We start from the raw sequence: 26900 nt of genomic DNA on the forward strand, positions 1-26900 counted from the left end.
ACGATTGGGAACGAAACGAACATGCAACGGGTTGCAGCGCTTTTTGCAGGCGAGGGAATGGTGGCGCGGGTGCTGCGTTCGGCCTCTTGGCTGATGATCGGGTATGGCGGTAGCCAGGCGTTGCGGCTGGCCTCGAACCTGATCCTCACCCGCATTCTGTTTCCCGAGGCCTTTGGCCTGATGGCCTTGGTATCGGTTGTCACAGTTGGGCTGTCGCTGTTTTCCGACGTCGGGGTCGGCCTGTCGATCGCCCAGAGCAAGCGCGGCGACGAGCCAAATTTCCTGGACACGGCCTGGACCATCCAGGTGATCCGCGGCTTCTGCCTGTGGCTGATGACCGGGTTGCTTGCCTGGCCGGTGGCACAGTTCTATGGCGCGCCAGAGCTGGCACTATATCTGCCAATCGCAGGGGCTGGATTGGCGTTGGCAGGGTTCCATCCGACACGGGTGGAAACCGCCATGCGGCACTTGCAGGCTGGCCGGGTGACGGCGCTGGATTTGGCGGCACAGGTGATCGGACTGGCGGCAATGATCCTGCTGGCGCTGGCAATGCAGTCGGTGCTGGCGCTGGTCATCGGCGGGGTAATCCAGGCCGCAGCCAAGCTGGCGCTCTATTGCTATGGCCTGCCGGGGCGCGGCAATCGCTTCCGCTGGGAAAGAACAGCCGCGCAGGAATTGATCCGCTTTGGCAAATGGATCTTTCTGTCCACCGCCTTCTGGTTCCTGACCTCGCAAGGGGACCGCGCGATCCTGGGGCGTTTCGTACCGCTGGAGGTTCTGGGACTTTATAACATCGGCTATTTCCTGGCCAGTTTTCCAATGCAGCTGGGCCTTGCGGTGAATCAGCGGCTGATGATCCCGGTCTACCGGGACAAGCCGGCCGAGGCCTCTGCGGACAACCGTCGCCGCCAGCGACAGCTGCGCTTCGGGTTGACGACGGCGATCCTGTCGCTGCTGTTGGTGATGGCCTGGGTCGGTCCCTGGCTGGCCGGGTTGCTGTATGACGACCGCTATGCGCTGGCGGGTCCGATGATCGTGATGATTGCCCTGTCGCTGGCGCCCGCGGTGATCGCCATGACCTATGATCAGGCGGCACTGGCAGCCGGTGACAGTCGCGGGTTTTTTCTGTTTTCAGCCACACGGGCCTGCCTGCAAACCGGACTGTTCCTGGCTGCGGTCACCACGCTTGGGCTAGGTGGCGGAATCGCGGCGCTGGCGGTGTCGATGATGGCGGCCTATCCGGCGTTGATCTGGCTGGCCCGGCGGCATCACGTCTGGGATCCGCTGCATGATGCGGTGTTCTTGTGCCTGAGCCTGGTGCTGGGCGGCGCGGCGCTGAGCTGGCACTGGGCCGAAATCAGCGCGATGCTTTCGACGCTGCAAGCGTTGTGAGCCCCTGTGCCCACGACACCGGCCGAGAAACCCGCTCCTGTCAGGCACCTCTGCGTTGTCCCGGCCAAAGCCGGGCCAGTAGCCGCGCCATCCCGCGACGACGCGGCGCGGTGTCCATGACAGGGATCGAAACCACCGGCACCAGACCCGTCTCACGCTGCATCTGGGCCGCAGTGCGCAACACCGGGTGGCGCAGCTCCAGCAAGAAGGCCACCACCAGCGCCACTATCAGGCTTGCGGCCGCCCCAATCAGGGCCTTGTTCTTGCGCGCGCCAGTGACAGGGTAATCCGGCAGCGGTGCCGGTTCCAAAATCGTCAGACGTTCCGCCTGCCGCCCGGTCTCCAGCCGAAAGCCGACTTCGGCCTCGTTGCGACGCTCTGCCATGCGGGCCAGTTCTGCCTGAAGCTGTTCCATCCGGCGCTCATAGGCGCCCAGCTGGCGTTGCACCTCTGGCGTGGTCTGCAACGACGCCTCCAACGCCGCCTTCCGCTGGCTCAGCAGCGCCTGCTGCTCATCCAGCGTTTTCAGCTGCTGCTCAAATTCCGCCAGCATCCGACGCGCGGTGGCCGGGCGTTCCTCGGCCTGGGCCTGGTCCGCGGCGCGGCGGATCTCGATCCGTTCCCGCGCGATTTCCAGCAAGCCTTCGTTCATCGTGGCAATTTCCGCCCGGCGAAATTCGATGCTGCCGGGTAGCGTCACCTCATGCTCATGCCGAAAGGCCGCAATCTCATCCTCCAGCGCGGCAATCTGCGTGCTGAGGGCGGCTTCCTTCTCGGCAAAGAAGCTGAGCGTCTCGCGGGCCTGATCGATGCGTGTGGCCTGGCTCAGCTCAATCGTGCGGCGCCCGAATTCGCTGGCCACCTGCTGCGCCTGTTCAGCGGTCGGCATCCGGGCGGTGATGGTCAGAACAGAGATGGTGCCATCATCGGAGAACCCCTCTCGCGCGGCAGCGACGCCGGTGATCTGCACCGAATGGCGCAGCCGTGCAACCTTCTGCAACGGCGTGAGCGATGGCAGGTCGGCGTAGAGACCGAACTTGTCGATGATTTCCAACACCGTGCCACGGGCCATCAACCGCTGTTCGATCAGCTGCATGCGCCGCGCCGAGGACCCCTCGACCGTGGATTTCGCCAACTCTCCGGCGATTTGCGGCTGCGTGATTTGCAAGACTTCGGCCGTTTCATACTCGTGCTGCTGGCTGGCCGCGACCCACAGCGAAATCAGGCAGCCCAGAACGAATATGCGCAGTATGGTGAACAGCCTGCGCCGCACCATGTCCAGAAAATCGCCAAACGAGTATATCGGCCCCATCTGTCTGCTTTCTTGCTGCGGGCGGGTGAGACCCCGCCTTTGTTCTGACGGTTTTTAGGGCGGTCTGTCACGCGCAGCCCTTGCGATCACAGGACCACAGCAACCGGGCGAAACTATGGCGAGGATCAGTCCAGTGCCATCTCAGCTCGCCGGGCCCGGTTCAGAACCACTCCCAGAAGCTGGGTGTGGCCGGCCAGCATTTTTTCACAGGCCGCCAGATGCGCCGCGGTGGTGGCGGTTCCATCAGAGATCAGCAGCACCGCATCCACCTGCGGCAGGAACGCAACCGTGTCGTCGTGTTCCAGCACCGGCGGCAAATCAAAGAGCGCCGTGTCAGCCTCGCTGCGCAGCATCATGTCATCCACCGCCGCAGCACAGCTGGCGCCATGCAAAAGCTCCGCCGCATTCTGGTCGGGCAGATCATTGGCGCCAACCGCCAGGGACGGCAGCGGCCGGACCAGCTGTTCCTCCATGCGGGTGGTGCCGGACAGGAAGTCCGCCAGACCACCCTGCACCCCGGCCCCTGCCGCCGCTGTCGGCGCGGCAAGCCCCATGGCCGCAGCCACGCCGGGGCGGCGAAAGTTCATGTCCATCAGAATGGTGCGGCGGCCCGGAACACGTGCCAGACTGAGCGCCAGGTTGACGGCCGAAAAGGTGGTGCCGCACCCCGCCAGCGGCGCGGTGACGGCCACCCGGCGCCAACCGCGATCTTTCAGCGTATGCAACAGTCGTGTGCGCAGGAGATCAAAAGACTTGGCCGCTGCCGAGTTTCGTTGATTGCTGACCAGCGGCAGGTTGCTCTCGGACCTCGCTTCTCGCCCGCTACCTGCAAACTGGACCTGGCGGATCTGGTCCCAAGGTTCCGGCAATCGCATCGGCGGCGAAGCCAGGACCGGCTCTGCCGCAAAAGACGGAGCGGGGTCCGGGGCCTCGACCGCAGCGATTGAAGGTTCCTTGTACGGCAGCTCCTGGCGCGGCGTCTCCCACTCCAGCGAGGATATGTTGTCTGGCTGGTCCCGTGGCGTCGACCGCTCTGGCGCGGCGTCCCCTGGCCCATCTTCAACCGCCAGAGCGCGGCGACGGCGAAACCGTGTGTAGCCTTGCTCGCTCATGCTGTTGTCCGCTTTCTCCTAAGGGCCGTTGGCGACAGCCAAAATCCTCAATATCATGCGCCAGATCCAAGAGCGCCGCAACCGGGTCAGCTGGCAGCTACCACCCCGACGCACGGATCAAAACAGAGACAGGTTAATATCCCGTCCCCTTCACGACCACCCCGAGGGTGCGCCAGATGAGGCTCACATCCCGACCGAAAGTCAGGCTTTTCAGATATTCCGTATCCGCCTGCATCCGGCTGGAAAACCCCGCTTCGTTGCGAACCGAGACCTGCCAGATCCCGGTGATGCCAGGCCGCAGCGCGAAATAGGCGTGGGCATTGCCATAAAGGCTCAGCTGGTCGGGCATCATCGGTCGCGGACCGACCAGGCTCATGTCTCCAGTCAGCACGTTCCAAAGCTGCGGCAGCTCATCCAGCGAGGTCGCCCGCAGCACCCGACCAACCGGTGTGATCCGGGGGTCGTCCTTCAATTTCTGGGTCTGCTCCCATTCCTGCCGCAGGGCCGGATCGGTCCGCAGATAGTGCTGTAGCAACTGGTCGGCATCCCGAACCATGGTGCGCAGTTTCAGGATTTGAAAGCTGCGCCCGCCGCGCCCCAGCCGCGGCTGGGTATAGAGTGGTCGACCGCTTTCGATCCACAGCGCCACCGCGCATACCGCGATCAGTGGCAGCACCACGGGCAGACTCAGCAACACCAAGAGCACGTCCAGAACCCGTTTGCCGACAATGGCATAGGCACCGCGTCCCGCGCTCGGCTGCGCCACTGCGACACTGCGCAGGGCCGCGTTGATATTGGCAGGCTGCAGCGGCAGCGCAGCCAGCGTGTCGGCGCCCCCCACAGGGCTGCCTCCTTGAAACTCGAGCCGCGCAAATGATGGCCCCGCCCCAACGGGTATCAAATTTCTCATTCCGTACCCCCGTACTTCCGACCGCATTGCAGCCAGACCGCTGCATTGGAAAGCAGCCGTTCACTCTTACTGGCACTTGCACAGATCCGCAGATCGGCAGATCGGCAGCGGCACCTCAGGTTTGAGTATTCCAACGTGGCCGCGCCCCCACGCGCCCGCGTTCATGTCATCCCTCCGGCAGCTGCCGAGAGCGCCGCTTTTCTGCGACCAACGTCATTTAGAACAAATTTACAAAAGTTCTTTCAAATTGCGACCTATCTCCAGAAATTCATCAAAATCAGCCTGAAAGCTCCTCGCCGACGGAAACAATTGCACAGGAGTAAAGCGCACTGTTTCCAGAGCCAGATTAAGATGCTGCCGGGAATCACCGCGCATACATATCCGCCCAGTCACGGTCCATCCTGCGCACGAAAGGTGCCGGGGCTTTGTCCCGTCCAGCGGCGAAAGGCATCACTGAAACTGCTGAGACCAGAATACCCCAGCAAGAAGGCAACTTCGGCCAGCGCCAGATTGCTGTCCTTCAAGTAGCGACGCGCCAGCAATTGGCGCAGGTTCTCCAACACCGCAAAATAACTGGTTCCGGCCTGCGACAGTTTGCGCGACAGGGTGCGCGAACTCATCCCCAGATCACCGGCGATCACCGCCAGCGAAACCGGGCCTGATGGCAACCGCGCAGAAATGGCCTCCTCCACCTTTGCCACGAGGCTCGTACCCTCAGGCGCCTGGCCGCCCAGTAACAGGTCACCATAGGCCCGCAGCAGCCGCCACAACTGCGGGTCGGTACCTGCCAACGGCAAATCCAGGTCGCCGGATAGGAACAGAACGCAGCCCTCGCTTGCGCCAAATCGAATGGGGCATTCGAGCGCAACCTCCATCTCTGCCACGCCGCCGCCGCGCAGATGCGGGAAGCACACCTGGGTCGGCCGGACGTGACCTCCGCTGGCTTGCCGCAGGCCGGAGAGAAACAGCACCGCCAAGAACTCGGCGTAGTGCCGCGCCCGTGAGGCCGGGCCTGACTTGCAGGTCCAAGCCAGGCGACCGTCGCTGTCCAGGGTAGAGGCATTCAGCGTCCAGCTGTCGCTCAGCACCGCTGCATATTGTGCGAGCCCATGCAAGTAGCACCGCCCGGAAGGCGCGGACAAGCACATGTAACCCAACAACCCGGCCTCCTTCAGCCCACAGGACCGTGCCAGATGAACACCGAACAGGTCGTCGCCGGACAGTTTTTCCGCATGGGCAAAGAACCTCGTGATTCTTCCGGTGGGCGCGGTGGGCGCCTGTTGATCCAGCAGCGCTTGGCCAAACCCCGTCCCCTCGAACACCGCAGTGGGGGAAATTCCCAGCGCCAGCAGCCGCCGAGCAGCGAGTTGCGCGAAAGCGGCATCTTGCAGCACAGATTGAGTGGTCATGTCATCATACCCTCCTACGAGGAGAACGGGGCAGGCCCAGATGGCCCATGTCGCGGCTTTATTTCGGCGCCACAATTGAATTGATTTTTCGACAATACAGTCAGAATGCAGGATCGGTCGCCCCGACATCAGGATAAACCACGGGCGCTTTGGCCTATCCCCCCTATCCAATGGGTCAGGTAACCCGCCAGATGGCCAAGGCAAGTCAGCAACAGACAGGGCCGAGCGCCGCTTGCTCGGGCGGCGGTCACGCCCTTGCCTGCACTGGCGAACAGCGGCATAAGCGGCCCACCCCAAGCAGAGGAGACTGACCCGCCATGACGGCATCGCGCTGCCACATTGCCGCCAATCTGGACGGGCTGACATTGCAGATCTGGCACATCAGCGGCGGTGACGCGACGCAGACGCAAGTGGTGTCCCTGCCGGATGCCGCGCCCGGCACCCTGGCCGCGGCCCTGCGGCAGGCGATGGGCGCGAACCCGCAGCCGGTTCTGCTGACAGGCTCCACCGCCGTGGCCCCCGTGGCGATCCCGGCAACCCCGTCACAATTGCGACCGATGGAAACTGATCTGGATGGGCTGGCGGTCCACGCTTTGCCCAGCCTGTGCCAGCGCGCGCCTGCTGGCGTGCTACAGGGCGCCACACCGCGTCTGGATGGGTTTCTCCGGTTGAACCCGGACTGGGACGGTGTGGTCTGCCTGCCGGGGCCGGTTACCCATTGGGTGCATGTTAGCGCCCGTGAGGTGGTCAGCTTCCAGGGGGCTATGAGCCTGCCCCTCGCACAGAGCCTGGCAGCCACGCTGCGCCTGGAAATTTCTGCGAACTGGGATCGGGCAGCGCTGACGGATGCGGCGGCAGACGGGATGGCAAAGCCGGAAATGCTGGCGGCTCGGCTGGCTTCGCTGCAAGCGGCAGCAGCCTTGGGTCAGGCGTCCCAACCCGTTTTGTTGGGGCAGCTCTGGGGGCTGCTGATCGGTGCCGAACTGGCGGCGGCGCGGCCTTATTGGCTGGGGCAAAATCTGGCTTTGATCGCCGAGCCAACGCTGCAAGCACCATATGCGGCCGTGCTGGAAGCCCAGGCCCTACCGGTGACCCTCGCGGATTGCGACCGGATGACGCTGGAGGGGCTGAAGCGGGCCTGGGACAGCCGCTGAACGACCGGCGCGCCCGTTAGCCCCTTTCTACAGGCAACCTCAGGAGGCTACTGCCCGAAACCGCGTGCCCGGTGCCGGCGGATCCTCGGGCGGGCCTGCAAAACACTGGGCAATCTCCATCCAGGAAGCCGCCGGCTCCCCCGCGACCCGGAGCGCGGTATCCGCCAGATTGCGCACCTGCGTTGTCACCTGGGCAAACTCCACCGCGGTTCCTACCACCGCAGAGGCCGCAGTTTGTCCTTCTGCGGGGCGGTTCCAGTCCCAGATCGCACCGGAGGGGGCGGTCAGTTGCACATGCGGTGCTGACTCAGGAACCGAGAGACCGCGATTGCGAAAACTCCAGCCATAGGTGGCCACACCCAGATGCGCGATATTGCGGATCCGGTCACTCTCGCAGCGGGCCACCCCGAGATGGTCGAAAACCTCCTGCCCGTGCGCCCATGTCTCCATCTGGCGCGCGGTGACTGAGCTAAGCGCGCTCATGTCCGGCCCGATCCACTTCAGACGCTGCTTTGGATCGGCGGCGGCAAAGGCATCGGCGCAGGTCTCTGCCCCCTCTTGCCAGGCCAGGAGCAACGCCCGCCCCGACAGCCCGTCCAGCCAGGGGAACTGGCATTCCAGAATGGACTTGCCCGCCTGCATGTCCCGCAGCACCGGCGCGATAAATGCGGAAAACGCATCTGCCCCGCGCAACGCGGCTTCGGCAGCGGCATTGAACAGGTGCAAATGGCCCAACACGTGGTCGATGGTCCAACCCTTGAACTGGGTCGGTTCATGAAAGGCCGCCTCCGGCAGATCCACCAGAAGCGCTGCGAGCGCGCGGTTCTCGGCCCGAAAATCCTCGGCCTGCTGCATGGGTTATCCTTTGCTGACTGTCATGAGGAGCCTAACCTCCGCCAAACCACTGAGGAAAGCAGGACCAAACGTCACAACGTCGGCGCTCTCACCCCTGGGCCATGGTCTGGAAGGCCCAGCGGGCGGCGTCGACATTGCCGATCCATCGGCGGATCACCCCCAGTAGCGGTCGTGTCTCCTGCAAAATGGTCTGTCGCACCGCGGTCAGCAGCTGCGACACCTACGCCAATGGCGGCGTTAGGGGCGACGGGCGGAGCAACTGGTACGGCGCCAATTGGCAGACCTGCTCCCCTGCAGCCCAGACAGACCGGCGCTGACGACGGCCCCACGCCCGCAGGTGCCCCTCTCTGCATTGTGCAGGGCTGAGAAGCGCCCCGGGCGCTTAGGGCAGCGGATCAGTCTTGAACAGGCGAATCTTAAGCCCACCATGCGCCACCGGCGCGCCAAAGGGCAGGAACGGCAGGTTGGTGGCTTTGGCCAATGCGGTTTCGGAGGTGACGATCCCGACCCGCCACCCCGAGAACCGGTCTTTCAGGACCTGCCCCAAGGCCGCATATAGGGCAAACAGCAGCTTCTTGTTGCCAATTCGCGCGCCGTATGGCGGGTTGACAATCACCAGCCCCGGCGGGCCCTCGGGCCGTTGCAGGTCGCTGATTGCAGCCTGTGCAAACCGGGTGCACGCCGCCACGCCAGTGCGGTCCGCATTGGCCGTGGCCATCTCGACAGCGCCCGCATTCCGGTCGGAACCGTGAAAGAGAAAATCCACAGGTCGTGCGGTGTCTTGCCGTTTCATCTCGTCCCAAATTTGGGCGTTGAAACTGGCAAGCTGTTCAAACGCAAAACGACGGCTGCGGCCCGGCAACAAGCCGGAGGCGATCTCCGCCGCCTCGATCACAAAGGTGCCGGAGCCGCACATCGGGTCGACCACGGGTTCACTGCCATTAAAACCGCATTCACGCAGGAACAGCGCCGCCAGATTTTCGCGCATCGGCGCCTTGCCGACGGCGAATTTGTGGCCGCGTTTGTGCAACCCCTCGCCTGAGGTGTCGACGCTGAAGACACACAGGTTGTCCTCAATCCGCAGCTTCACGGTCACCGCCGCCTCCGCCGCCTCCTTGGTGATTGGCGCGCCCAAAGTCTCGGCGATCGCCTTTTCGACCCGCTGCGCCGCAGCGCCTGCGTGGTAGATCTTGGACTTGCGATTGGTCGCAACCTCCACCCGCAGCGGCACATCCGGGCGCAACACGTCGCCCCAGGGAAATTTGCGCGCCCGCTTGTCCAGCTGGGCCAGGTGAAAGGCGCGGAACTCGCCGATTCGCGCCAGCACCCGCGCGGCGCCGCGCATTGCAAGATTGGCGCGCCAGACCTCGGCCCAGCCGCCCTGCACCGTCACCCCGCCGGGCACCGCCTTCGGCGCAGCAAAGCCCAGTTCCTTGGCCTCGGCCAGCAGGCCCTGCTCCAATCCCGGTGCGGCGGTCAGAAAAATTTCAAAAGTATCAGTGTTGTTCATGTCGCCTGCTTAGCTGCAAAGCCGCGGCGCGGCGACTGTTTTCTGCCTCCGCGCAGCGGGCGGTGGCTGCCGTTGCGTCACCACCGGATACGCTGCAATGCGGCATGGATCAGCTGCTTTGCAGCATGTACAATCTGTCAAAATTATCATTCAATATCAGCCACTTGGATGTTACTAAAAAATTAGTTTGACAAGAACTTGTCAGTTATGAAAGCTCTGTAACTGTCAGGTGCAGCCAATGCACAACTGGCTTTAAGTGACTTTCAGGGAGGAAAAGATGCGCAAGTATCTTTTGTCCGCAGCAGCCGTTTGCGCGGTGGTTGCGGGATCGATTGGCTATGCCGATGAAATGGCGGCCAAAAAATGGATTGATGAAGAATTCCAGCCTTCGGTGCTGACCAAGGATGAACAGCTGGCAGAAATGCAGTGGTTCATCAAGGCAGCCGAGCCTTATAAAGGCATGGAAATCAATGTGCTGTCCGAGGGCATCCCCACGCACAGCTATGAATCGGAGGTTCTGACAAAAGCCTTCGAGGAGATCACTGGAATCAAGGTGAATCACCAGATCCTGGGCGAGGGCGAGGTCGTCCAGGCGGTGCAGACGCAAATGCAGACCAAGCGGAATCTCTATGACGCATACGTCAATGATTCCGATCTGATCGGCACCCATTCGCGCCTGCAACTGGCGTACAACCTGTCCGACATGATGGAAGGCGACTTCAAGGACGTGACCAACCCCGGTCTCGACCTTGACGACTTCATGGGCACCCAGTTCACCACCGGTCCCGATGGCGATCTCTACCAGCTGCCTGACCAGCAGTTTGCGAACCTCTATTGGTTCCGCAAGGACTGGTTCGACCGCGAAGACCTGCAAGCCGCCTTCAAGGAAAAATACGGCTATGATCTGGGTGTGCCGGTCAACTGGTCCGCGTATGAGGACATCGCTGAGTTCTTCTCCGAGGACGTCAAGGAAATCGACGGCGTCGAGATCTATGGCCACATGGATTACGGCAAGCGCGCGCCTGACCTTGGCTGGCGGATGACCGATGCCTGGCTGTCGATGGCCGGTGCCGGCTCCAAGGGTGAGCCAAACGGCGTGCCGATCGACGAATGGGGCATCCGCATGGAGGAAGGCTCCTGCAACCCGGCAGGCGCCAGCGTCACCCGCGGCGGTGCTGCCAACGGCCCGGCCGCGGTCTATGCGATCCGCAAGTGGGACGAATGGCTGCGCAAATATGCGCCTCCGGGTGCGGCGTCCTATGACTTTTACCAGTCGCTGCCGGCACTGGCACAGGGCAACGTGGCCCAGCAGATCTTCTGGTACACCGCCTTTACCGCCGACATGGTGAAGCCGAAGTCGGAAGGCAACAACACCGTCGACGACAGCGGCACCCCGCTGTGGCGGATGGCGCCCAGCCCGCACGGCCCCTACTGGGAAGAAGGCCAGAAAGTCGGCTATCAGGATGTGGGGTCCTGGACCTTCCTCAACTCCACCCCGCTGGATCGTGCCCAGGCGGCCTGGCTCTATGCCCAGTTCGTGGTGTCCAAGACCGTGGACGTGAAGAAAAGCCACGTTGGCCTGACCTTCATCCGCGATTCTTCGGTGAACCACGAGAGCTTCACCGAGCGCGCACCGAAGCTCGGTGGTCTGGTGGAATTCTACCGCTCCCCCGATCGCACCGCATGGTCGCCGACCGGCGTCAACGTGCCTGACTATCCGAAGCTGGCGCAGATCTGGTGGCAACAGATCGGTGACGTGAACTCCGGCGCCTTCACGCCGCAGGAAGCGATGGACCGTCTGGCCGAAGAAATGGACATCACCATGGCCCGTATGCAGCGCGCAGACGAGCAGGCGAATGTCTACGGTGGCTGCGGCCCGCGTCTGAACGAAGAAAAGGACGCGGAATGGTGGTACGCCAATGGCGGCGCCAAGCCCAAGCTGGAAAACGAAAAGCCGCAGGGCCAGACCGTCAACTATGACGAGCTGGTGGCCCGCTGGGAAACCCAGTAAAGGCTGACTTTGGGACTGGCCGGCGCTCTGCGCCCGGCCAGTCCTCTCCCCAGGTTGCGGCGTCACTCCCCGCTGCCGCAGTCTCACCTCTCCCCGCATCAAAGACAGCGCGCCCGCTCTGCCGCGCGCGAAACAGGCCGCCTGCCGGAAAGTCAAAGCAAGATGGCACTCGAACTCAAGGACGTGACCAAACGCGTCGGAGCCATTCAGCACATCAAGGAAACCTCGCTGCTGCTGGAACCGGGGCATTTCAATGTCCTCCTGGGCGCAACCGGCTCAGGAAAGACTTCTCTTATCAAACTGATGGCCGGGCTCGACCCGATGGCCAGCGGACAGGTGCTGATGGATGGCAAAGATGTCAGCCGTCTCAGCACCCAGAAGCGCAACATCAGCCTGGTGCATCAGTTCTTCATCAACTACCCGCATATGACGGTCTACGACAACATCGCCTCGCCCCTGAAGGTGGCGGGCATGGCCAAGTCCGAAATCGAAGACCGGGTCGAGGAAGCCGCCGCGATCCTGCAGCTGAAACCGATGCTGCACCGCCGCCCGCATGAGCTGTCGGGCGGTCAGCAGCAGCGTTGTGCGCTGGCCCGCGCCATCGCCAAGGAAAGCCGCGCGGTGTTCCTGGACGAACCGCTTGCCAACCTCGACTATAAGCTGCGCGAGGAGCTGCGCGACCAATTGCCGGAGCTGTTTGCCGGCCGCGGCGCGGTGGTGGTCTATGCCACCTCGGAACCCGAAGAGGCGCTGCTGCTGGGCGGCAAGACCGCGCTGATGGCGGACGGCCGCGTCACCCAGTTCGGCCCCACCGCCGAGATCTACCGCAACCCCGGCAACGTGGACGCGGCGCGGGTGTTCTCCGATCCGCCGATCAACACCGCCGAGATTACCAAGCAGGGCCGCACCGCCCGCATGGGCGCTGGCGTCACCTTTGATCTGCCCGCCGCGGCAGCGGGGCTGGCGGACGGGACCTACACCATCGCGATTCGCCCGCATCACGTTCTGCCCGTCGCCAAGGACGGCAACCGCGTGCAGTTGTCCGGCCAGGTGCAGGTGACCGAACTCTCCGGCTCAGAAAGCTCCGCCCATTTCGACATGGGCACAGGCAGCTGGGTGTCACTGGCCCACGGCGTCCACCCCTACCGCGTCGGTGAGCTGCACGATTTCTACATGGACCCCGCGCAGGCCTATTTCTTTGCCCCTGACGGCAGCCGCGCGGCGTGAGGCAACAATGGCTAAAATAACTCTCTCAAAACTGCGCCACAGCTATCTTTCCGCGCCAAAATCCGACTCGGATTACGCGCTGAAGGAAATCGACCTCGACTGGAACGATGGCGGCGCCTATGCGCTGCTTGGCCCGTCAGGCTGTGGCAAATCCACCCTTTTGAACATCATCTCCGGGTTGCTGGTCCCCTCCGAGGGGCAGATCCTGTTCGATGACCGTGATGTGACAACCCTGCCCCCGGATCAGCGCAATATCGCGCAGGTATTCCAGTTCCCGGTGATCTACGACACCATGTCGGTCTACGACAATCTGGCTTTTCCGCTGCGCAACCGCGGCCGGGATGAGGCCACGGTGCATGCCCGGGTGATGGCGATTGCGGAGATGCTCGAGGTGACCGGCATGCTGGATCAGAAGGCGGCCGGATTGTCACCCGACAACAAGCAGAAGATCTCCATGGGCCGCGGCCTGGTGCGCGAGGATGTGAACGTGGTGATGTTCGACGAACCGCTCACCGTGATCGACCCGCATCTGAAGTGGAAGCTGCGCAGCAAGCTGAAGGAGCTGCACCAGCGGGTGAAAGCGACGATGATCTACGTCACCCATGACCAGACCGAGGCGCTGACCTTTGCCGACCAAGTGGTGGTGATGCAGCTGGGTGAAGTGGTGCAGATCGGCACGCCTGTCGAGCTGTTCGAACGCCCCGCGCATACCTTTGTGGGCCATTTCATCGGCTCGCCGGGGATGAACATCCTGCCCTGCACGGTGCAGCAAGGTGCCGCCATGTTCGCAGGCCAGGCGATCCCGCTGGAAGGTCCCATACAGGGGGCCGCCAACGGCCAGACCGAGATCGGCGTCCGCCCGGAGTTCGTGGCCCTGACCAACCACGGCCTGCCCGCCACTGTGACCAAGGTGTCGGACATCGGTCGCCATACGGTGGTGGAATGCGAGGCCGACGGCCAGCGCATCAACGCGGTGACCGAAGGCGAAGCGCCCGCAAAGGGCAGCGCTGTACATCTGGCCTTCCGCCAGGACATGACACGGCTTTACGTGGACGGCTGGCTAGCCACCGCCCCCGCGACAGACCAACAAGGAGCGGCGTGATGAAAACGGAAAACCAAAAAGCCTGGTTCTTTGTCCTGCCGGTGTTGGCGCTGGTCGCCTTCAACGCGCTGATCCCGATGATGACGGTGGTCAACTACTCAGTGCAGGAAACCTTCGGCGACAACGTGTTTTTCTGGCAAGGCCTGGACTGGTTCCAGCAGATCCTGCGCTCTGACCGCTTTCATGCCGCACTTGGCCGCCAGTTCCTGTTCACCTTCCTGATCCTGATCATCGAGGTGCCGCTGGGCATTGCCATTGCGCTGTCGATGCCGCGCAAGGGCTTCTGGGTGCCGGTGTGCCTGGTGCTGATGGCGCTGCCGATGCTGATCCCGTGGAACGTGGTTGGCGCGATGTGGAACATCTTCACCCTGCCCGACATCGGTCTCCTGGGCTATTTCCTGAACCACGTTCTGGGCATCAACTATGACATGACGCAGGATCCGGTCGCGGCCTGGGTGACCATCATCACCATGGATGTGTGGCACTGGACCTCGCTGGTGGTGCTCCTGTCCTACGCTGGCCTCGTGTCGATCCCGGACGCCTATTATCAGGCGGCCAAGATCGATGGCGCGTCCAACTGGGCCGTGTTCCGCTTCATCCAGCTGCCGAAGATGAAGACGGTGCTGACTATCGCCATCCTGTTGCGGTTCATGGACAGCTTCAACATCTACACCGAGCCGTTCGTGCTGACCGGTGGTGGCCCCGGCAACTCCACCACGCTGTTGTCGATCGACCTGGTGAAAATCGCGCTCGGCCAGTTTGACCTTGGTCCTGCCGCTGCCATGTCGCTCATCTATTTTGCAATCACGCTCCTGGTCTCTTGGCTGTTCTACACGCTGATGACCAAGGACGATCAGAACTAAGGGAGGGGCACATGCAGAAACGATCCATCGTCCCCATCGTCTATATCCTGTTCCTCATGCTGCCGATCTACTGGCTGATGGCAATGAGCTTCAAGACCACCAACGAAATCCTGTCGGGCTTCTCCTTGTTCCCGCAGACCTTCACGCTGGAGAATTACGCCACCATCTTCACCGATCCCAGCTGGTACTGGGGCTACATCAACTCGATCCTTTACGTGTCGATCAACACGGTGATCTCCATCGCCGTGGCGCTGCCGGCGGCCTATGCCTTCAGCCGCTACCGCTTTCTGGGCGACAAGCAGCTGTTCTTCTGGCTGCTGACCAACCGGATGGCGCCTGCCGCGGTGTTTGCCCTGCCGTTCTTCCAACTCTATTCGGCAGTGGAGCTGTTTGACACCCATCTGGCCGTGGCGCTGGCGCATTGCCTGTTCAACATTCCGCTGGCGGTCTGGATTCTCGAAGGCTTCATGGGTGGTATTCCCAAGGAGCTGGACGAGACCGCCTTTGTCGACGGCTATTCCTTCCCGCGCTTCTTTGCGACGATCTTCATCCCGTCGATCAAGGCTGGCGTCGGCGTGGCCGCTTTCTTCTGCTTCATGTTCTCCTGGGTGGAGCTGCTGTTGGCCAAGACGCTGACGGCCGTCGCCGCAAAACCCATCGCCGCGACGATGACCAAGACCGCCTCCAGCGCGGGTTATGAACTGGGTCTGCTGGCGGCAGCGGGAACTCTGACAATCATTCCGGGCGCCATCGTGATCTGGTTTGTCCGCAACTACATCGCGAAGGGTTTCGCGATGGGGAGGGTGTGATGCTTTCATGGATGGCCTGGACCTGGCCCACGGCGCTGGTCTTTATAGGAATCTTCACCGCCATTGGAATTCTGATCGTGGCAGAGATCCGTCACCCCGGCGGCGCGGCACGCAAGGGCGTGCTGGGCCTCACCACAACCCGCGGCGACCGGCTGTTCATCAGCCTGCTCGGCACCTCCTATATCTTCCTGGCCTGGCTGGGCCTGGTGGGGATGCCGCTGTGGTGGCCCATGGGCCTGTCGATCGCCTGGGGCGTGTTCTGCTTCTGGAAGGTCTGAACACCGCCCCACGGGTCAAGGGGGCCATAGGCCCCGCCGCAGGCGGCTTGCCCTTGACGCGCCAACCTTCGCATCATTGCCATCGGCCCTGAGGGCAAACCTGCCCCTCAGGGCCATCTCAGCCCACCGCCCCCCATGGCCGGCCGGTGCACCGCCAGCGGGGGTCGGCAGGTTGCCGCCCCAAAGAAAACCGGCGCGCGGCAGCGCACAATTAGACCCAACAAACACCGCTGCCGCGCGTCTGCTAAGAAAATAGTTTGCAACCCTCTCCCCTTTCCCTAACATGACCTGAAGCTGAAAAAATGGACCGGACCGCTCCCCAGATGCGCAAGAAACACCAAAATTCCCTGCTGACAGAAGTCGAGCTGGAATTCATGACGGTTGTCTGGGACATGGGCGGCGGCACCGTGCGGGACATCCTGGCGGAGCTGAACAAGGTCCAGGAACGCGCCTATACTTCGGTGGCGACCGTTCTGAAGATCATGGAGCAAAAGGGCTTTCTCAGCAGTGAGCGCAAAGAACGCTCTCTCGTCTACCGCCCCGCCGTTCCCAAGGCAGAGTATCAGAAAACATCTCTGAAGAACCTTTCGAGCAAGCTCTTCAACGGTGCGCCCGCGGCCCTCGTCGCGCGGCTGGTCGATGACGAGGATGTGACCGACGAAATGCTTGAGGAGATGCGGGCGCTGTTGGAGGAAAGGCTGGGGGACAATGCGAACTGATGTTCTGCTGAATGCCTATATTGACCTGAACATCCTGCTGCTGGCAGGCACACTTCTATGGCTGGCCGCGCGAAGGCTGCTGGCCCGCAGCAGACTGGCGCGTGCCTATCGACCGCAGCTGCGGCTGTTGAACGGAATGACCGTGTTGCTGGCCAGCTCCCCGTTCCTGATCCTCGCCTTCACCACCTTTGTCCTGCCGCATCCGCCCAATTTTTCGGACCTGATGGTCTCGCAGTATCTGCAAGGCAACCTCCGCATCAGCGCCGGAGAGGTCGAAAGCCTGCTGGGCCTGCGCGAAGACCTGGTCCGAGACCTTACCAGCCTGCAACCGCTTTGGGCCCGGATTGCCGTCCTTGGCTTGGCGGCAGGCGCGCTGACCTGCCTGTTGCATGTGGCGACCTCGGTGTTTCGGCTGCACCGGAACCTCGCGGATGCTTTCACCTGGAAGAGGCTCGGACGGGTAAGGCTGCTGATTTCCGACAGCAACAGGGTGGCCTATTCGACCCGTGGACTGCGGCACCGCTACGTGGTGCTTCCGGCGGCCTTGCTGAACGAGCCGCGCGATCTGCGACTGACCATCGCACATGAGCTTCAGCATTTTCGGCAACGCGATATCGAGTGTGAGTTCCTGCTGGAGCTTTTGCGGCCGCTGTTGTTCTGGAACCCCGCCTTTTACTTGTGGCGGCGCGAGGTGCGGTTGCTGCGTGAGTTTGCCTGCGATCAGGCGCTGATGGCGCGGCCGCAGTTCGACGTCCGTGCGTATTGCGAATGTCTGATCCGCGCCTGCGCCAAGGCCGCACGAGGGCCGGCGTTGTTCACCCGCCGCAGCCCGGCGGTGGCCCTGGTCGACCGACGCGAAACCCGGCGCGGTGCATCGTTGCAACGGCGCATCATCGCGGTCACCGCCCGCCAGCCGCAGCGTCCCGACGCCTTTGGCTGGGCGCTGGTGTCCGCCGCAATGGCCGCGTTCGTGCTCACAACGGCCATGTTGCTGCAGCGACCGGGCGACTGGAGCCACGACCGGCTGATGCTGTCGACCATCGTCAACCTGGAACGCATGGCCAGCCGCAGCAACCCGCCAGAAGTCGCCGTGCGGGCATTGAACGGCGGCTTTGCTGTCGCCACAAGCCGCTAGATACTCTCCCAGCCATTCCCCGGCATCCGCCAACGGGTCCATCCGTTGCCTCGCGCATTTGACGCAGATACCCAACAGCTGAGTGCAATGCGGTATGTCCAGCAGTTCTAGGCCATCCGGTCCCTTGTTCGCTTTGGCGGGTGCCCGATTCCCGCAGGGCGGCTGAGAGCCGTCTTTCTGACAGCTTGCAGGTTCAGAAAGGCCCATTCATGCACTGTACGAGTATGCGAGGACCTCGGCGTGCACCAAACCGGGAAGAAGAAGGCATCGACAGCGTAGGCATCATCCAGCTTCCGAGTGGTGGCGTGGATCGTTTTGGTGATGGTAATGCCACCTTGATGCGTTCTGGTTCAGCCCCCTTAAACGTGGGTAAATCGACCTATAGAACCGCGATCGAAGCCATGGTTCTCGGCGGTTTGATCATGACAGTATTCGACGTCATTGTCAGTGCCAGCGGCCTCTAGACAGATGCAACTGTCCGCACCCTCGCCATCGTACACCATTTGATCCCTTCGCATACCAGCCTAGGGCGCCATGCGTTGCCGGAGAGCCCGCAAAAGGCGGCCGTTGCGCGGAGCGCTGCGGATATCCATCGTCATCCGCAGCTGCCAGCCACTCGCGATCGGTGTGCCGCATAACTTGCCGTCCGGCATGCCATGAATTCCGGAAGCTCCGACCGCGGCGCAACACTGTCCCCGCCCATGGGGTCCGCCGATGACAAAATGCACGTCATTGAAAAACGGCCCGCCGACAGCGCCGTATGTGTCTCTCCCTCGCGGGCTGACCGCGAGGCAGCGCCGCCAGACCTGAGAAAATTTCGAACTGCTCAGCCAGTGCTTCTGCAACCTCAACAGCCCTCCCCCTATCTACTGCGGAAGGACCGGCGGTCTTGCCGAGGAAAGCAAAGCAACCCGCTGTAAAGACGCGTCTCTTCCCATCGCAACGCAGCTCCAGCCGCGCGCCGAAAGCCGCTTCCACCGCGTTGATGCTGCCGCGGCAAAAAGATGTACATTTTTTTCAATAACCCCCTTGCACCCCCCCGAAACAAACTTTAGACAGCGCCTCACCGATGGGGTGTAGCCAAGTGGTAAGGCAGCGGTTTTTGGTACCGTGTATCGTAGGTTCGAATCCTACCACCCCAGCCATCGGCCTCCTGACAAACAATAAAGAAGCCCGGACGCCGACGAGGCCCCGAAGTGCCCCAGTTTTTGCCCCAATTGGTTTGGGCGGTTCTGGCACCGCCTGAGCGGGCTGGCGGGCTGATTGCCCCTCCAAGCAGAGCCATGAGGGTTGTGCTTGGGTGCGGCCTCTTCCGGAACCAGGGTCAGGCTTCGCCTCCCCACCGCTACACTCTCTTCCCGCCCCTCTTCCTTCTTCTCAGGGAGACGCCAAGGTGCTGGGGATTAGTTATAAGTAATGAATAGAAGGCGGCGGGTTGAGAGCCTGGGTTCGCCCTTCCTTTCATCCCAGATTAAGAAGAAAGGGAAGCATGGGAGACATTGCGCCCCCTTGGCACTCCCGCCAGATCGACGTCCACCGCTGGTAAGACCACTCCGAAGTCGCTGAGCTCTACGACCGGTTCTGGGATGGGTACCCGCCAAGCGATCAGGCGTCAGGGCCGAAAGCCTGCGGCATGCAACGGGCCCGAGCTCTCATTTTGACAAGGCCTTCGACCCACGCATCACCTACCGGCCCGCAGCATGTGATAGCTGCAATTGAGAGGCCTGAAACACGACCGTATCCGATCATAAACTCAGAAGCCCCTGGCATCGAATGGGGCAGCCAAAGATGCATGCAGATTCACGGCCCGCCTGAACCGAGAACCGTTTCCGTTGGGCGAGACATCCAGCAGCGGAGCACTCAGACGCGCGCAGAAAGGGCGCCGCGGTGTCACCCGCGGCGCCGAGGGTCTTAGACCTCCAACGGTGTGTCGCCGCGCTGCCACGCCAGCGGTTGGAAGACCTCATCCACCGGTGTCTCGGCCACGTGGTTTACGTAGTTCGACATGGTTTTCTGAGCCAGCCCCAGAATTACGTCGAGAACAGCGCGATGCCCATAACCTGCATCGAAAAACGCTTTCATCTGCGCGTCGGACACGTTGCCGCGCTCGCGCACCATCTGCACGGTGAACGTCCGCAGCGCCTCCAGCTTGTCAGACGGCAACGGTGTTTCGTTACGCAGGGCCTGCGTGATCTCGTCAGAGACCTTCATCATTTTTGCAATGCCGGTATGGGCCGGCACACAGTAGTGGCACGCGTGTTCAACATTGATTGACTGCCAGACCACCGTCAGCTCCTCGGCGTCGAAATCGGTTTCCGTGAACAGCTTGTGCAGCACTTGATAGCCCTCATAGGCCTGCGGGCTTTCTGCCAGAACCTTGTGCAGGCCCGGCAAACGGCCAAATGCTTTTTGCGACTGCTCCAGCAGCGGCTTGGAGGCTTCGGGAGCGGTTTCATGGTCGTGGGAGGGAAATGTCATCGGTTCAGCCCTTGTCTAAATTGTCATCACGGCAGATTTAGCCTTTATTGAGCGATCACTCAACAGTATATTTGAGCAATCGTTCAACAACATCTCGTGATCCCATGCCGCGCAAGCCAAACTACGACCGCAACGACCTGATCGAACGCGCCCGCAATCTGTTCTGGCGCCGCGGCTGGGCGGGTACGTCACTCAAGGATCTGGAGGCCTGCCTGCAGATGAAACCCGGCAGTTTCTATGCGGCCTTCGGCTCCAAAGACGCCTTGTTCGAACTCGCTCTGGACAGATACGCCGAGGATGGGGCCGCACGTCTGAGGTCACTGGCTGAGCAGTCTGGCCCGCTGCGGGCGCTACAGGCCTTCCCGACCCTCGCGATCAGCAACAGCGAAGCGCCGACCAAGGCCTGCATGCTGTCAAAGACGCTGCTGGAGCTTCACGCTCACAATCACCCGCTGGCGGCCAGGGCGAACCGGCATCTTCTGGGGATGGAGCGGCAGTTCCAGGAGCTGTTTCAGGCGGCGCAGGACATCGGCGAGATCGCCTCTCACCACAATCCGGAAACACTGGCGCGGCGCTATCAGTCCGATCTTCTGGGGTTGCGGGTCTCAGCCGAGCGCGAGGGGGTCGATGCCGAGGCAATCGCACAAGAGATTGCAGACAGCCTGGCCCGTCTATGACGGGGCCAGAAATGGCTGGGGCCAACAAGAAGAAGCGGGCCCGAAGGCCCGCCACACGTTGGACGACCAGAAGGCCGCATCAAGATTGGCTCGGGGCTCAGCCGTCGAGATCAGGCACCAGCGCCGCAGGCAGGTTCTGATAGCAGACCGGGCGCAGGAAACGACGGATCGACAGGCTGCCAACGGAGGTTGCGCCAAAGTTGGTCGATGCCGGGTAAGGGCCACCGTGAACCATGCTGTCGCAGACTTCGACCCCGGTTGGGAACCCGTTGGCCAGCACCCGGCCAGCTTTGCGCTCCAGGATAGGCATCAGCGCCTGGGCGGCCTCCATGTCGCCATCATCCATATGCAGGGTGCAGGTCAACTGGCCCTGAAGGCTCAGCGCGATGGCCCGCATGTCGTCAGCGCTCTCGGCCACGACGATGATGCCCAGCGGGCCAAACACTTCCTCGGCCAGCACCTCGTTCGCCAGCCAGTTCTCGGCATTGGTCTGGTACAGATACGGGGTCGCATCCCGCAGATCGCAGGTTGATGTCAGTAGCTCCTGCACGCCGTCCGTGGCCGCAACCCGACGCTGGCCGCTGCGATAGGCGTCGGCAATGCCATCGGTCAGCATTGTCTGCGCACCGGTTTCCGCCAAGGCCTCACGGGCCGCGGCCGCGAAGGCGTCTGCCTGCGTGCCGGAGGTGACAACGGCAATGCCCGGATTGGTGCAGAACTGGCCCGCCCCCATGCTGAGCGATGCCGCCCAGCCCTTGCCGATATCCTCGCCGCGGGCGGTCAACGCCGCGTCCAGGATGAACATCGGGTTGACGGAGCCAAGTTCACCGAAGAAGGGGATCGGCTCCGGGCGCGCAGCGCAGAGGTCAAACAGGGCGCGGCCACCAGCCAGCGAGCCGGTAAAGCCCACCGCCTTGATCAGCGGGTGCTGAACCAGCGCCGAGCCGACCTGGCGGTTACCGCCCTGGATCAGGCTGAACACACCCGGATGCACGCCGCATTTCTCAGCGGCCGCAAGAACCGCCTCAGCCACGATTTCCCCGGTTCCGGGGTGCGCCGAATGGCCTTTGACAACCACCGGGCAACCGGCGGCCAGCGCTGCGGCTGTGTCGCCCCCGGCGGTGGAGAAGGCCAGCGGGAAATTTGAGGCGCCGAAGACGGCAACCGGCCCGATGGGGCGTTGCACCATTTTCAGATCCGGGCGCGGCAGCGGCTGGCGGTCTGGCAGTGCCTCGTCGTGGCGACGGTCAAGGTAATCACCGTCCAGGATATGCGCGGCAAACATCCGCAACTGCCCGGTGGTGCGGCCACGCTCGCCCTGCAAGCGGGCCTCAGGCAGGCCGGTTTCCTGGCTGCCGATCTCCGTGATCGCCTCTGCGCGGGCTTCGATCTCATCCGCGATAGCGTTCAGAAAGTTCGCGCGGGTCTGACGGGAAGAATAGCCATAGCTCCAGAACGCGTCTTCGGCGGCCTGGGCGGCGGCCTCGACATCCGCGACGCGGCCGACGGAGAAGCTGTGGCCGGGCCCATGTGCCGGGCTGGATTGGAACGTCTCGGCACCTGCAATCCAAGTGCCTGCGATCAGGTGTTTGCCGTGAGGGGTAAAGGTCATGTCGGGTTCACTTTCGTGCGCAGCAAGGGTGAGTTTCGCAGTTCGTGGATATTGTATCCAATCATAACGCCGCCGCAACCCCCCTTTCGCTGGTCGCCCGGATCACTCCCCCGCGAGACGTCGTTGCTTTGCAATCATTTCAAGAAGCTCGGTCTTGGTGCGTTCAATGTGGCGCTGCAACAGGACAGCCCCCCCATCGGCGTCCCGCTGGGCGGCCAGGTCCAGCAGCTTTCGGTGCTCTTCCCGGGCAGGCTGCCGCTGCTTCATGACGCTGAGATGGATGCGCACATATCGGTCCGAATGCAGGCTGATGCGCTCCAGAAACTCTTTCGACATGCGCCGGTCGGCCGCAGCGTAAAGCGCCATATGGTATTCATGGTTGAACTGACCCCAATGGCTGACGTCATCCGCCTCGTAAGAGCCTTCCATCTCGGCCAACAGCTTTTCACAGGCCTCGAAATCCGCCGCTGTCATGTGGGGAATGGCACGGCGAAACAGGTCGACCTCGATGAGAATGCGCAAATCGAAGATCTCACCGATTTCGCGCAGGGAATGCTTGATTACGGTCCCGCCCCGGTTGTTCTCCCAGTGCACCAACCCCTCGGCGCTCAGACGTTTGAGGGCTTCCCGAACGGGCATCCTAGAGACATCGTATTCCTTTGCCAGAAGCTCCTGCCGGATCGCCTCGCCTTCTGCCAGTTCACCGCTGAGAATGCGCTGCCTCAGGTCGCTTGCTATAATCTCAGGTAAGCTTTGCTTCTTGACAGCACGCCTGCCCGTCATGTGGCCCCCTCCCCTTTTGGATTTTGGATGCAAATTTCACAACAACCTGACCATACAGGAGCTTTTAAGGTATCAGAAGATAAAAACCGTTTGCCAGACCATCACGGGATATTGCATCCAATATCCAGAGCACCAATTTGGAGTCTTGCCATGACCACCGCGAAACACCTCCCCCTCCCGGACATCAAGGATCTGGCGCTGTCGGTTCTCAGGCAGTCGGGCTATGGCGAGGCCCACGCCCGCGCCATAGCCGAGATGTTGTACACCTGTCAGCTGGATGATTGCCAGTCGCACGGCCTGTTCCGCCTGTTTATGTGTCAGCAGACGATGGCCGCCGGGAAAATCGACGGGCAGGTCCAGCCCCGAATCACCACCGGAGACACCGCCATCGTGCGCGCGGACGCACAAAGCGGCATGTCCCTGCTAGCGCTGGACCAGGCGATGCCCGCGCTGATCGACAAGGCGCGCAAACATGGTATCGCGGCGCTTGCGATCAACAACTGCTTTCACTTCTCTGCCCTCTGGCCGGAGGTGGAGCGCCTGTCCGCTGCCGGACTGGCGGGGTTGGCGATGGTGCCCAGCCATTCCTGGGTGGCCCCGGCCGGCGGCACCCGCGGCAGCCTTGGCACCAACCCGATCGCCTTCTCCTGGCCGCGTGCAGGCAAGGACCCGTTTACCTTTGACTTTGCGACCAGCGGTTTCGCCCGTGGCGAGATCGAGCTTTACAAGCGCGCCGGCAAACCCTTGCCCGAAGGGGTTGCGATCGACAAGGATGGCAACCCCACCACCGATCCACAAGCGGCGCTGGATGGGGCGATGCTGACCTTCGGCGGCTACAAGGGCTCTGCCTTGTCGATCATGATTGAACTGATGGCAGGACCGCTGATCGACGACCTGACCAGTCTGGAGAGCATGGAATTCGCGGATGGCGCCGGTGGCGCCCCCTATCACGGCGAGATCATCCTTGCGTTTGATCCGCAGCATTTCAGCTCAGGCCGCACCGCAGAAAACGACGCCCGCGCCGAGCGGCTGTTTGCCGATATCATCGACCAGGGCGCGCGCCTGCCCTCGCAGCGCCGCTTTGCCGCCCGCGCCCGCAATCTGGAGCGTGGCTATGTGGAAATACCGCAAGCCCTGTATGATGACCTGACCGCGCTCAGGGGGGCCTGAATCACATGGGGGCTGATCGGATCAGCCCCCAACGTCAAATTGCCCTCAGGCGCCCCAGGTGTCGGACAGGCGATAGCCGCCCGGCCAGGGGTCATCCGGGTCCAGCATATGCTGGTGAATCCCCGTGACCCAGCCGCGACCGCTGATTTCCGGGACGATGGCCGCCCGCGCGCCCACCTTTGCGGCCTCAAGGATGCGGCCGGAGAAGCGCGAGCCGATGATCGACACGGCATCAAAGGTCTGCCCGACTTGCATCTGGCCACGCGCCGCCATCAGTGCCATGCGTGCCGACACCGCGGTGCCGGTTGGCGAGCGGTCAACCTTGCCCGGTTGAATGGCCACAGCCGATTTGCCGCTGAGACCGGTTTCCGTTTCGCTGAGCGGACCGCAAAAGGCACAAAAGGAGATGTGGTCCCATTCGGGGTTTTCCGGGTGGCTGAACCCCAGTTGCTGATTGGCGGCATCGGTGATGCGCACGCCAAGGCGGGCAATGTCCTTGGCCTCGGATTCGACGATTTCAAACCCCAACGCCTGTGCGTCAACCACCACGAAACTGTCTCCGCCATAGGCCGTGTCCACGGTGATCGTGCCCAGCCCCTCGACCTCAAGCGGCACCTGGATCTTGTCGGCGAAGCTGGGCAGGTTCTGCACAAAAATGCGCTCTGCCTTGCCGTTGCGGCATTCCGCCCGCACACGGACCAGCCCCCCCGGCGCCTCCAGCACCATATGCGTTTCCGGCTCCTGCATCGGCACCAGACCGCCATCCAGAAGAACGGTAGATACGCAGATAGAGTTCGAGCCAGACATCGGCGGCGTGTCTTCCGGCTCCATGATGATCCAGGCGGCGACGGCCTCGGGGTGTTTGGGCGGCACCAGCAGGTTCACATGGCGAAACACGCCGCCGCGCGGTTCGTTCAGCACAAAACTGCGCAACGTCTCGTCCTGCGCGATGAAATTGCGCTGCTCCCACAGCGTCTCACCTGGTGGCGGCAACACCCCACCAACGATGACGTCCCCGACCTCGCCTTCGGCATGGGCCGAAATAACATGGATCGTCTTTGCGCTACGCATTTACTGCTCCCTCGCTCAAAATCGGTCAGCCCGGTAGGGCTGAAGCGGAATCGCACCGGACCTGCCCGCAACCACGTCGCGCACCAGTTCCGCGGTGGCGGCGGACTGGGTCAAGCCAAGGTGCCCGTGGCCAAAGGCATAGATCACATTTTCGGCCCGCGGAGAGGTGCCGATGACGGGCAGCGTATCCGGGATCGACGGCCGGAACCCCATCCAGCGGGTGCCGCCGGTGGTCTCAAGCCCCGGCAGGAATCGGGCAGCTTTTTGCAGCAACACATCCGCACGCGTGTAGTTGGGGGGCAGTTTCAGCCCCCCCAGTTCCACCGCGCCGCCAACCCGCACACCGCCGTTGATCCGGCTGACCACAAAGCCATGCGCGCCGAATGTCAGGTGGGTACGCACGTCAAACGCCCCCGCTGGCAGGGTGGTGTTGTAACCACGCTCTGTCTCCAGCGGAATGCGATCGCCTATGGTGCGCGCCAGATGGTGCGACCAGGCGCCGGCTGCCACCACGACCTTGCTTGCCGTCATGCTGCCATCTTCGCAGACCAGCTCCACCCGCGCCCCATCCTGGACGATAGAACGGACAGTGCTGCTCAGGATCTCTCCGCCGGCGGCGACAAAACCGCGCGCCAGATGCTCTGTCCATGCTTTCGGGTCGGTCGTGTTGATCCAGTCCGGCGTGAAGCCCGCGTGGGTGAACCGGCGGTCGAGCCCCGGCTGAATTTCGGCGATTTCCTCCGGGCTGCGCAGCAGTTCATACCTGATGCCATAGCGGCCGCGCAGCTCCCATCCGGGTAGGCTGTCGCGAAACTGCGCCGCGCCCTCATACAGCTGCAACTGCCCGTCACGCTGGATCAGGCATTCCCCATCCGTGGCCGCGATCTGGCGTTCCAGCGCCGCGCGGGACAGATCCATCAGCGCGCTCTGGGCTGCAACAGACGCATCGTGGCGGTCCTGCCAGCTGGCGCGCCAAAACCGCAGCATCCAGGGCGCGATCTGCAACGCATAGCGCGGCGGGATCGACAGCGGTCCAAGCGGATCCAGCAACCATTTTGGCGCCTTGCGCATGATGCCGGGCGCCGCCAGCGGCATTACGTCGGTAAAGGCAAATGCCCCGGCGTTGCCCTGCGATGTTTCGGCGGCAACGCCTTTGCGGTCCAGCACCCGCACCTTGTGCCCCTGGCGGACCAGCTCGGCTGCGATGCTGATACCAACGACACCTGCGCCGATGACAACGATATCCTGCGACATGGGATCTGCCCTCTGAGCCAAAGAAGAAGCGGGGCGGCAGAGGCGCCCCGCCGGATA

General features: G+C 62.7%; 23 protein-coding genes and 1 tRNA gene. 13 read left to right on the forward strand and 11 right to left on the reverse strand.

Features of this window, described 5'->3' with window-relative positions; all coding sequences use genetic code 11:
• The first annotated feature begins 21 nt into the window (after nt 1–21).
• Nucleotides 22–1392 (forward strand): oligosaccharide flippase family protein, encoded by a 1371-nt coding sequence (locus tag AC0IPL_RS16155; protein WP_474275631.1) that lies wholly within the window; start codon nt 22–24, stop codon nt 1390–1392.
• 40 nt (nt 1393–1432) lie between these two features.
• Here AC0IPL_RS16155 and AC0IPL_RS16160 read toward each other — a convergent pair whose 3' ends face one another.
• The 4 genes from AC0IPL_RS16160 to AC0IPL_RS16175 all read right to left on the reverse strand — a co-directional run bounded on the left by AC0IPL_RS16160 (nt 1433) and on the right by AC0IPL_RS16175 (nt 6135).
• Nucleotides 1433–2704 (reverse strand): GumC domain-containing protein, encoded by a 1272-nt coding sequence (locus tag AC0IPL_RS16160; RefSeq protein ID WP_474275633.1) that lies wholly within the window; start codon nt 2702–2704, stop codon nt 1433–1435.
• 125 nt (nt 2705–2829) lie between these two features.
• Complete coding sequence (locus AC0IPL_RS16165; RefSeq protein WP_474275635.1) at nt 2830–3816, reverse strand: P-loop NTPase family protein; 987 nt, start codon at nt 3814–3816, stop codon at nt 2830–2832.
• Between the two features lie 133 nt (nt 3817–3949).
• Nucleotides 3950–4657: a sugar transferase gene (locus AC0IPL_RS16170; protein ID WP_474275638.1), complete on the reverse strand. Its 708-nt coding sequence runs from the start codon at nt 4655–4657 to the stop codon at nt 3950–3952.
• 458 nt (nt 4658–5115) lie between these two features.
• Nucleotides 5116–6135 (reverse strand): AraC family transcriptional regulator, encoded by a 1020-nt coding sequence (locus AC0IPL_RS16175; protein ID WP_474275640.1) that lies wholly within the window; start codon nt 6133–6135, stop codon nt 5116–5118.
• A 317-nt stretch (nt 6136–6452) separates the two neighbouring features.
• Between AC0IPL_RS16175 and AC0IPL_RS16180 the strand changes: the two genes are divergently transcribed.
• Complete coding sequence (locus AC0IPL_RS16180) at nt 6453–7289, forward strand: 2-dehydro-3-deoxygalactonokinase (protein WP_474275642.1); 837 nt, start codon at nt 6453–6455, stop codon at nt 7287–7289.
• Between the two features lie 39 nt (nt 7290–7328).
• Here the strand turns inward: AC0IPL_RS16180 and AC0IPL_RS16185 are convergent, their stop codons facing one another.
• Together AC0IPL_RS16185 and AC0IPL_RS16190 are read right to left on the reverse strand one after the other, a co-directional pair.
• Nucleotides 7329–8144: a TIGR03084 family metal-binding protein gene (locus AC0IPL_RS16185; protein WP_474275644.1), complete on the reverse strand. Its 816-nt coding sequence runs from the start codon at nt 8142–8144 to the stop codon at nt 7329–7331.
• Between the two features lie 382 nt (nt 8145–8526).
• Nucleotides 8527–9654 (reverse strand): THUMP domain-containing class I SAM-dependent RNA methyltransferase, encoded by a 1128-nt coding sequence (locus AC0IPL_RS16190; protein ID WP_474275646.1) that lies wholly within the window; start codon nt 9652–9654, stop codon nt 8527–8529.
• A 277-nt stretch (nt 9655–9931) separates the two neighbouring features.
• Here AC0IPL_RS16190 and AC0IPL_RS16195 point away from each other — a divergent pair, with 277 nt between their 5' ends.
• The 9 genes from AC0IPL_RS16195 to AC0IPL_RS16235 all read left to right on the forward strand — a co-directional run bounded on the left by AC0IPL_RS16195 (nt 9932) and on the right by AC0IPL_RS16235 (nt 18943).
• The gene (locus tag AC0IPL_RS16195; RefSeq protein ID WP_474275648.1) at nt 9932–11665 is read left to right on the forward strand and encodes an ABC transporter substrate-binding protein; all 1734 of its coding nucleotides are present in this window, start codon (nt 9932–9934) and stop codon (nt 11663–11665) included.
• A gap of 162 nt (nt 11666–11827) precedes the next feature.
• Nucleotides 11828–12892 (forward strand): ABC transporter ATP-binding protein, encoded by a 1065-nt coding sequence (locus tag AC0IPL_RS16200; RefSeq protein ID WP_474275650.1) that lies wholly within the window; start codon nt 11828–11830, stop codon nt 12890–12892.
• Between the two features lie 7 nt (nt 12893–12899).
• On the forward strand, nt 12900–13994 hold the full coding sequence (locus tag AC0IPL_RS16205; protein WP_474275652.1) for an ABC transporter ATP-binding protein: 1095 nt from the start codon (nt 12900–12902) through the stop codon (nt 13992–13994).
• Nucleotides 13994–14857, forward strand: a complete 864-nt coding sequence (locus tag AC0IPL_RS16210; RefSeq protein WP_474275654.1) for a carbohydrate ABC transporter permease — start codon at nt 13994–13996, stop codon at nt 14855–14857. Before AC0IPL_RS16205 ends, AC0IPL_RS16210 begins: the two co-directional genes overlap by 1 nt.
• Nucleotides 14858–14868: 11 nt before the next feature.
• Nucleotides 14869–15666, forward strand: coding sequence for a carbohydrate ABC transporter permease (locus AC0IPL_RS16215; RefSeq protein ID WP_474275656.1), 798 nt, complete (start codon nt 14869–14871; stop codon nt 15664–15666).
• Nucleotides 15666–15944, forward strand: a complete 279-nt coding sequence (locus AC0IPL_RS16220; protein ID WP_474275658.1) for a DUF2160 domain-containing protein — start codon at nt 15666–15668, stop codon at nt 15942–15944. The genes AC0IPL_RS16215 and AC0IPL_RS16220 overlap by 1 nt, the downstream gene beginning before the upstream one ends.
• 323 nt (nt 15945–16267) lie before the next feature.
• Nucleotides 16268–16663, forward strand: a complete 396-nt coding sequence (locus tag AC0IPL_RS16225) for a BlaI/MecI/CopY family transcriptional regulator (RefSeq protein ID WP_474275660.1) — start codon at nt 16268–16270, stop codon at nt 16661–16663.
• Nucleotides 16653–17798 carry a M56 family metallopeptidase gene (locus AC0IPL_RS16230; protein WP_474275662.1) on the forward strand — a complete coding sequence of 382 codons (1146 nt, stop codon included), beginning with the start codon at nt 16653–16655 and terminating at the stop codon, nt 17796–17798. The genes AC0IPL_RS16225 and AC0IPL_RS16230 overlap by 11 nt, the downstream gene beginning before the upstream one ends.
• A 1070-nt stretch (nt 17799–18868) precedes the next feature.
• Nucleotides 18869–18943, forward strand: a tRNA-Gln gene (locus AC0IPL_RS16235).
• A gap of 766 nt (nt 18944–19709) precedes the next feature.
• Here the strand turns inward: AC0IPL_RS16235 and AC0IPL_RS16240 are convergent.
• A complete protein-coding gene (locus tag AC0IPL_RS16240) occupies nt 19710–20276 on the reverse strand; it encodes a carboxymuconolactone decarboxylase family protein (protein ID WP_474275664.1) in 567 nt (188 codons plus the stop codon).
• A 104-nt stretch (nt 20277–20380) separates the two neighbouring features.
• Between AC0IPL_RS16240 and AC0IPL_RS16245 the strand changes: the two genes are divergently transcribed.
• Entirely contained in the window at nt 20381–20953 is a 573-nt protein-coding gene (locus AC0IPL_RS16245) for a TetR/AcrR family transcriptional regulator (RefSeq protein ID WP_474275666.1), read from the forward strand.
• Between the two features lie 97 nt (nt 20954–21050).
• Here the strand turns inward: AC0IPL_RS16245 and AC0IPL_RS16250 are convergent, their stop codons facing one another.
• Together AC0IPL_RS16250 and AC0IPL_RS16255 are read right to left on the reverse strand one after the other, a co-directional pair.
• On the reverse strand, nt 21051–22565 hold the full coding sequence (locus AC0IPL_RS16250) for an aldehyde dehydrogenase (NADP(+)) (protein WP_474275668.1): 1515 nt from the start codon (nt 22563–22565) through the stop codon (nt 21051–21053).
• Between the two features lie 102 nt (nt 22566–22667).
• The gene (locus AC0IPL_RS16255) at nt 22668–23348 is read right to left on the reverse strand and encodes a GntR family transcriptional regulator (protein WP_474275670.1); all 681 of its coding nucleotides are present in this window, start codon (nt 23346–23348) and stop codon (nt 22668–22670) included.
• Nucleotides 23349–23498: 150 nt separating this feature from the next.
• On the opposite strand from AC0IPL_RS16255, the gene AC0IPL_RS16260 reads away from it, so the two are divergent.
• The gene (locus tag AC0IPL_RS16260) at nt 23499–24518 is read left to right on the forward strand and encodes an Ldh family oxidoreductase (RefSeq protein WP_474275672.1); all 1020 of its coding nucleotides are present in this window, start codon (nt 23499–23501) and stop codon (nt 24516–24518) included.
• Nucleotides 24519–24563: 45 nt separating this feature from the next.
• On the opposite strand, the gene AC0IPL_RS16265 is transcribed toward AC0IPL_RS16260, so the two are convergent.
• Complete coding sequence (locus AC0IPL_RS16265; protein WP_474275674.1) at nt 24564–25589, reverse strand: trans-3-hydroxy-L-proline dehydratase; 1026 nt, start codon at nt 25587–25589, stop codon at nt 24564–24566.
• 15 nt (nt 25590–25604) lie between these two features.
• Nucleotides 25605–26843 (reverse strand): NAD(P)/FAD-dependent oxidoreductase, encoded by a 1239-nt coding sequence (locus AC0IPL_RS16270; protein WP_474275676.1) that lies wholly within the window; start codon nt 26841–26843, stop codon nt 25605–25607.
• Nucleotides 26844–26900 lie beyond the last annotated feature (57 nt).

This window comes from Leisingera sp. SA32 (assembly GCF_056033425.1).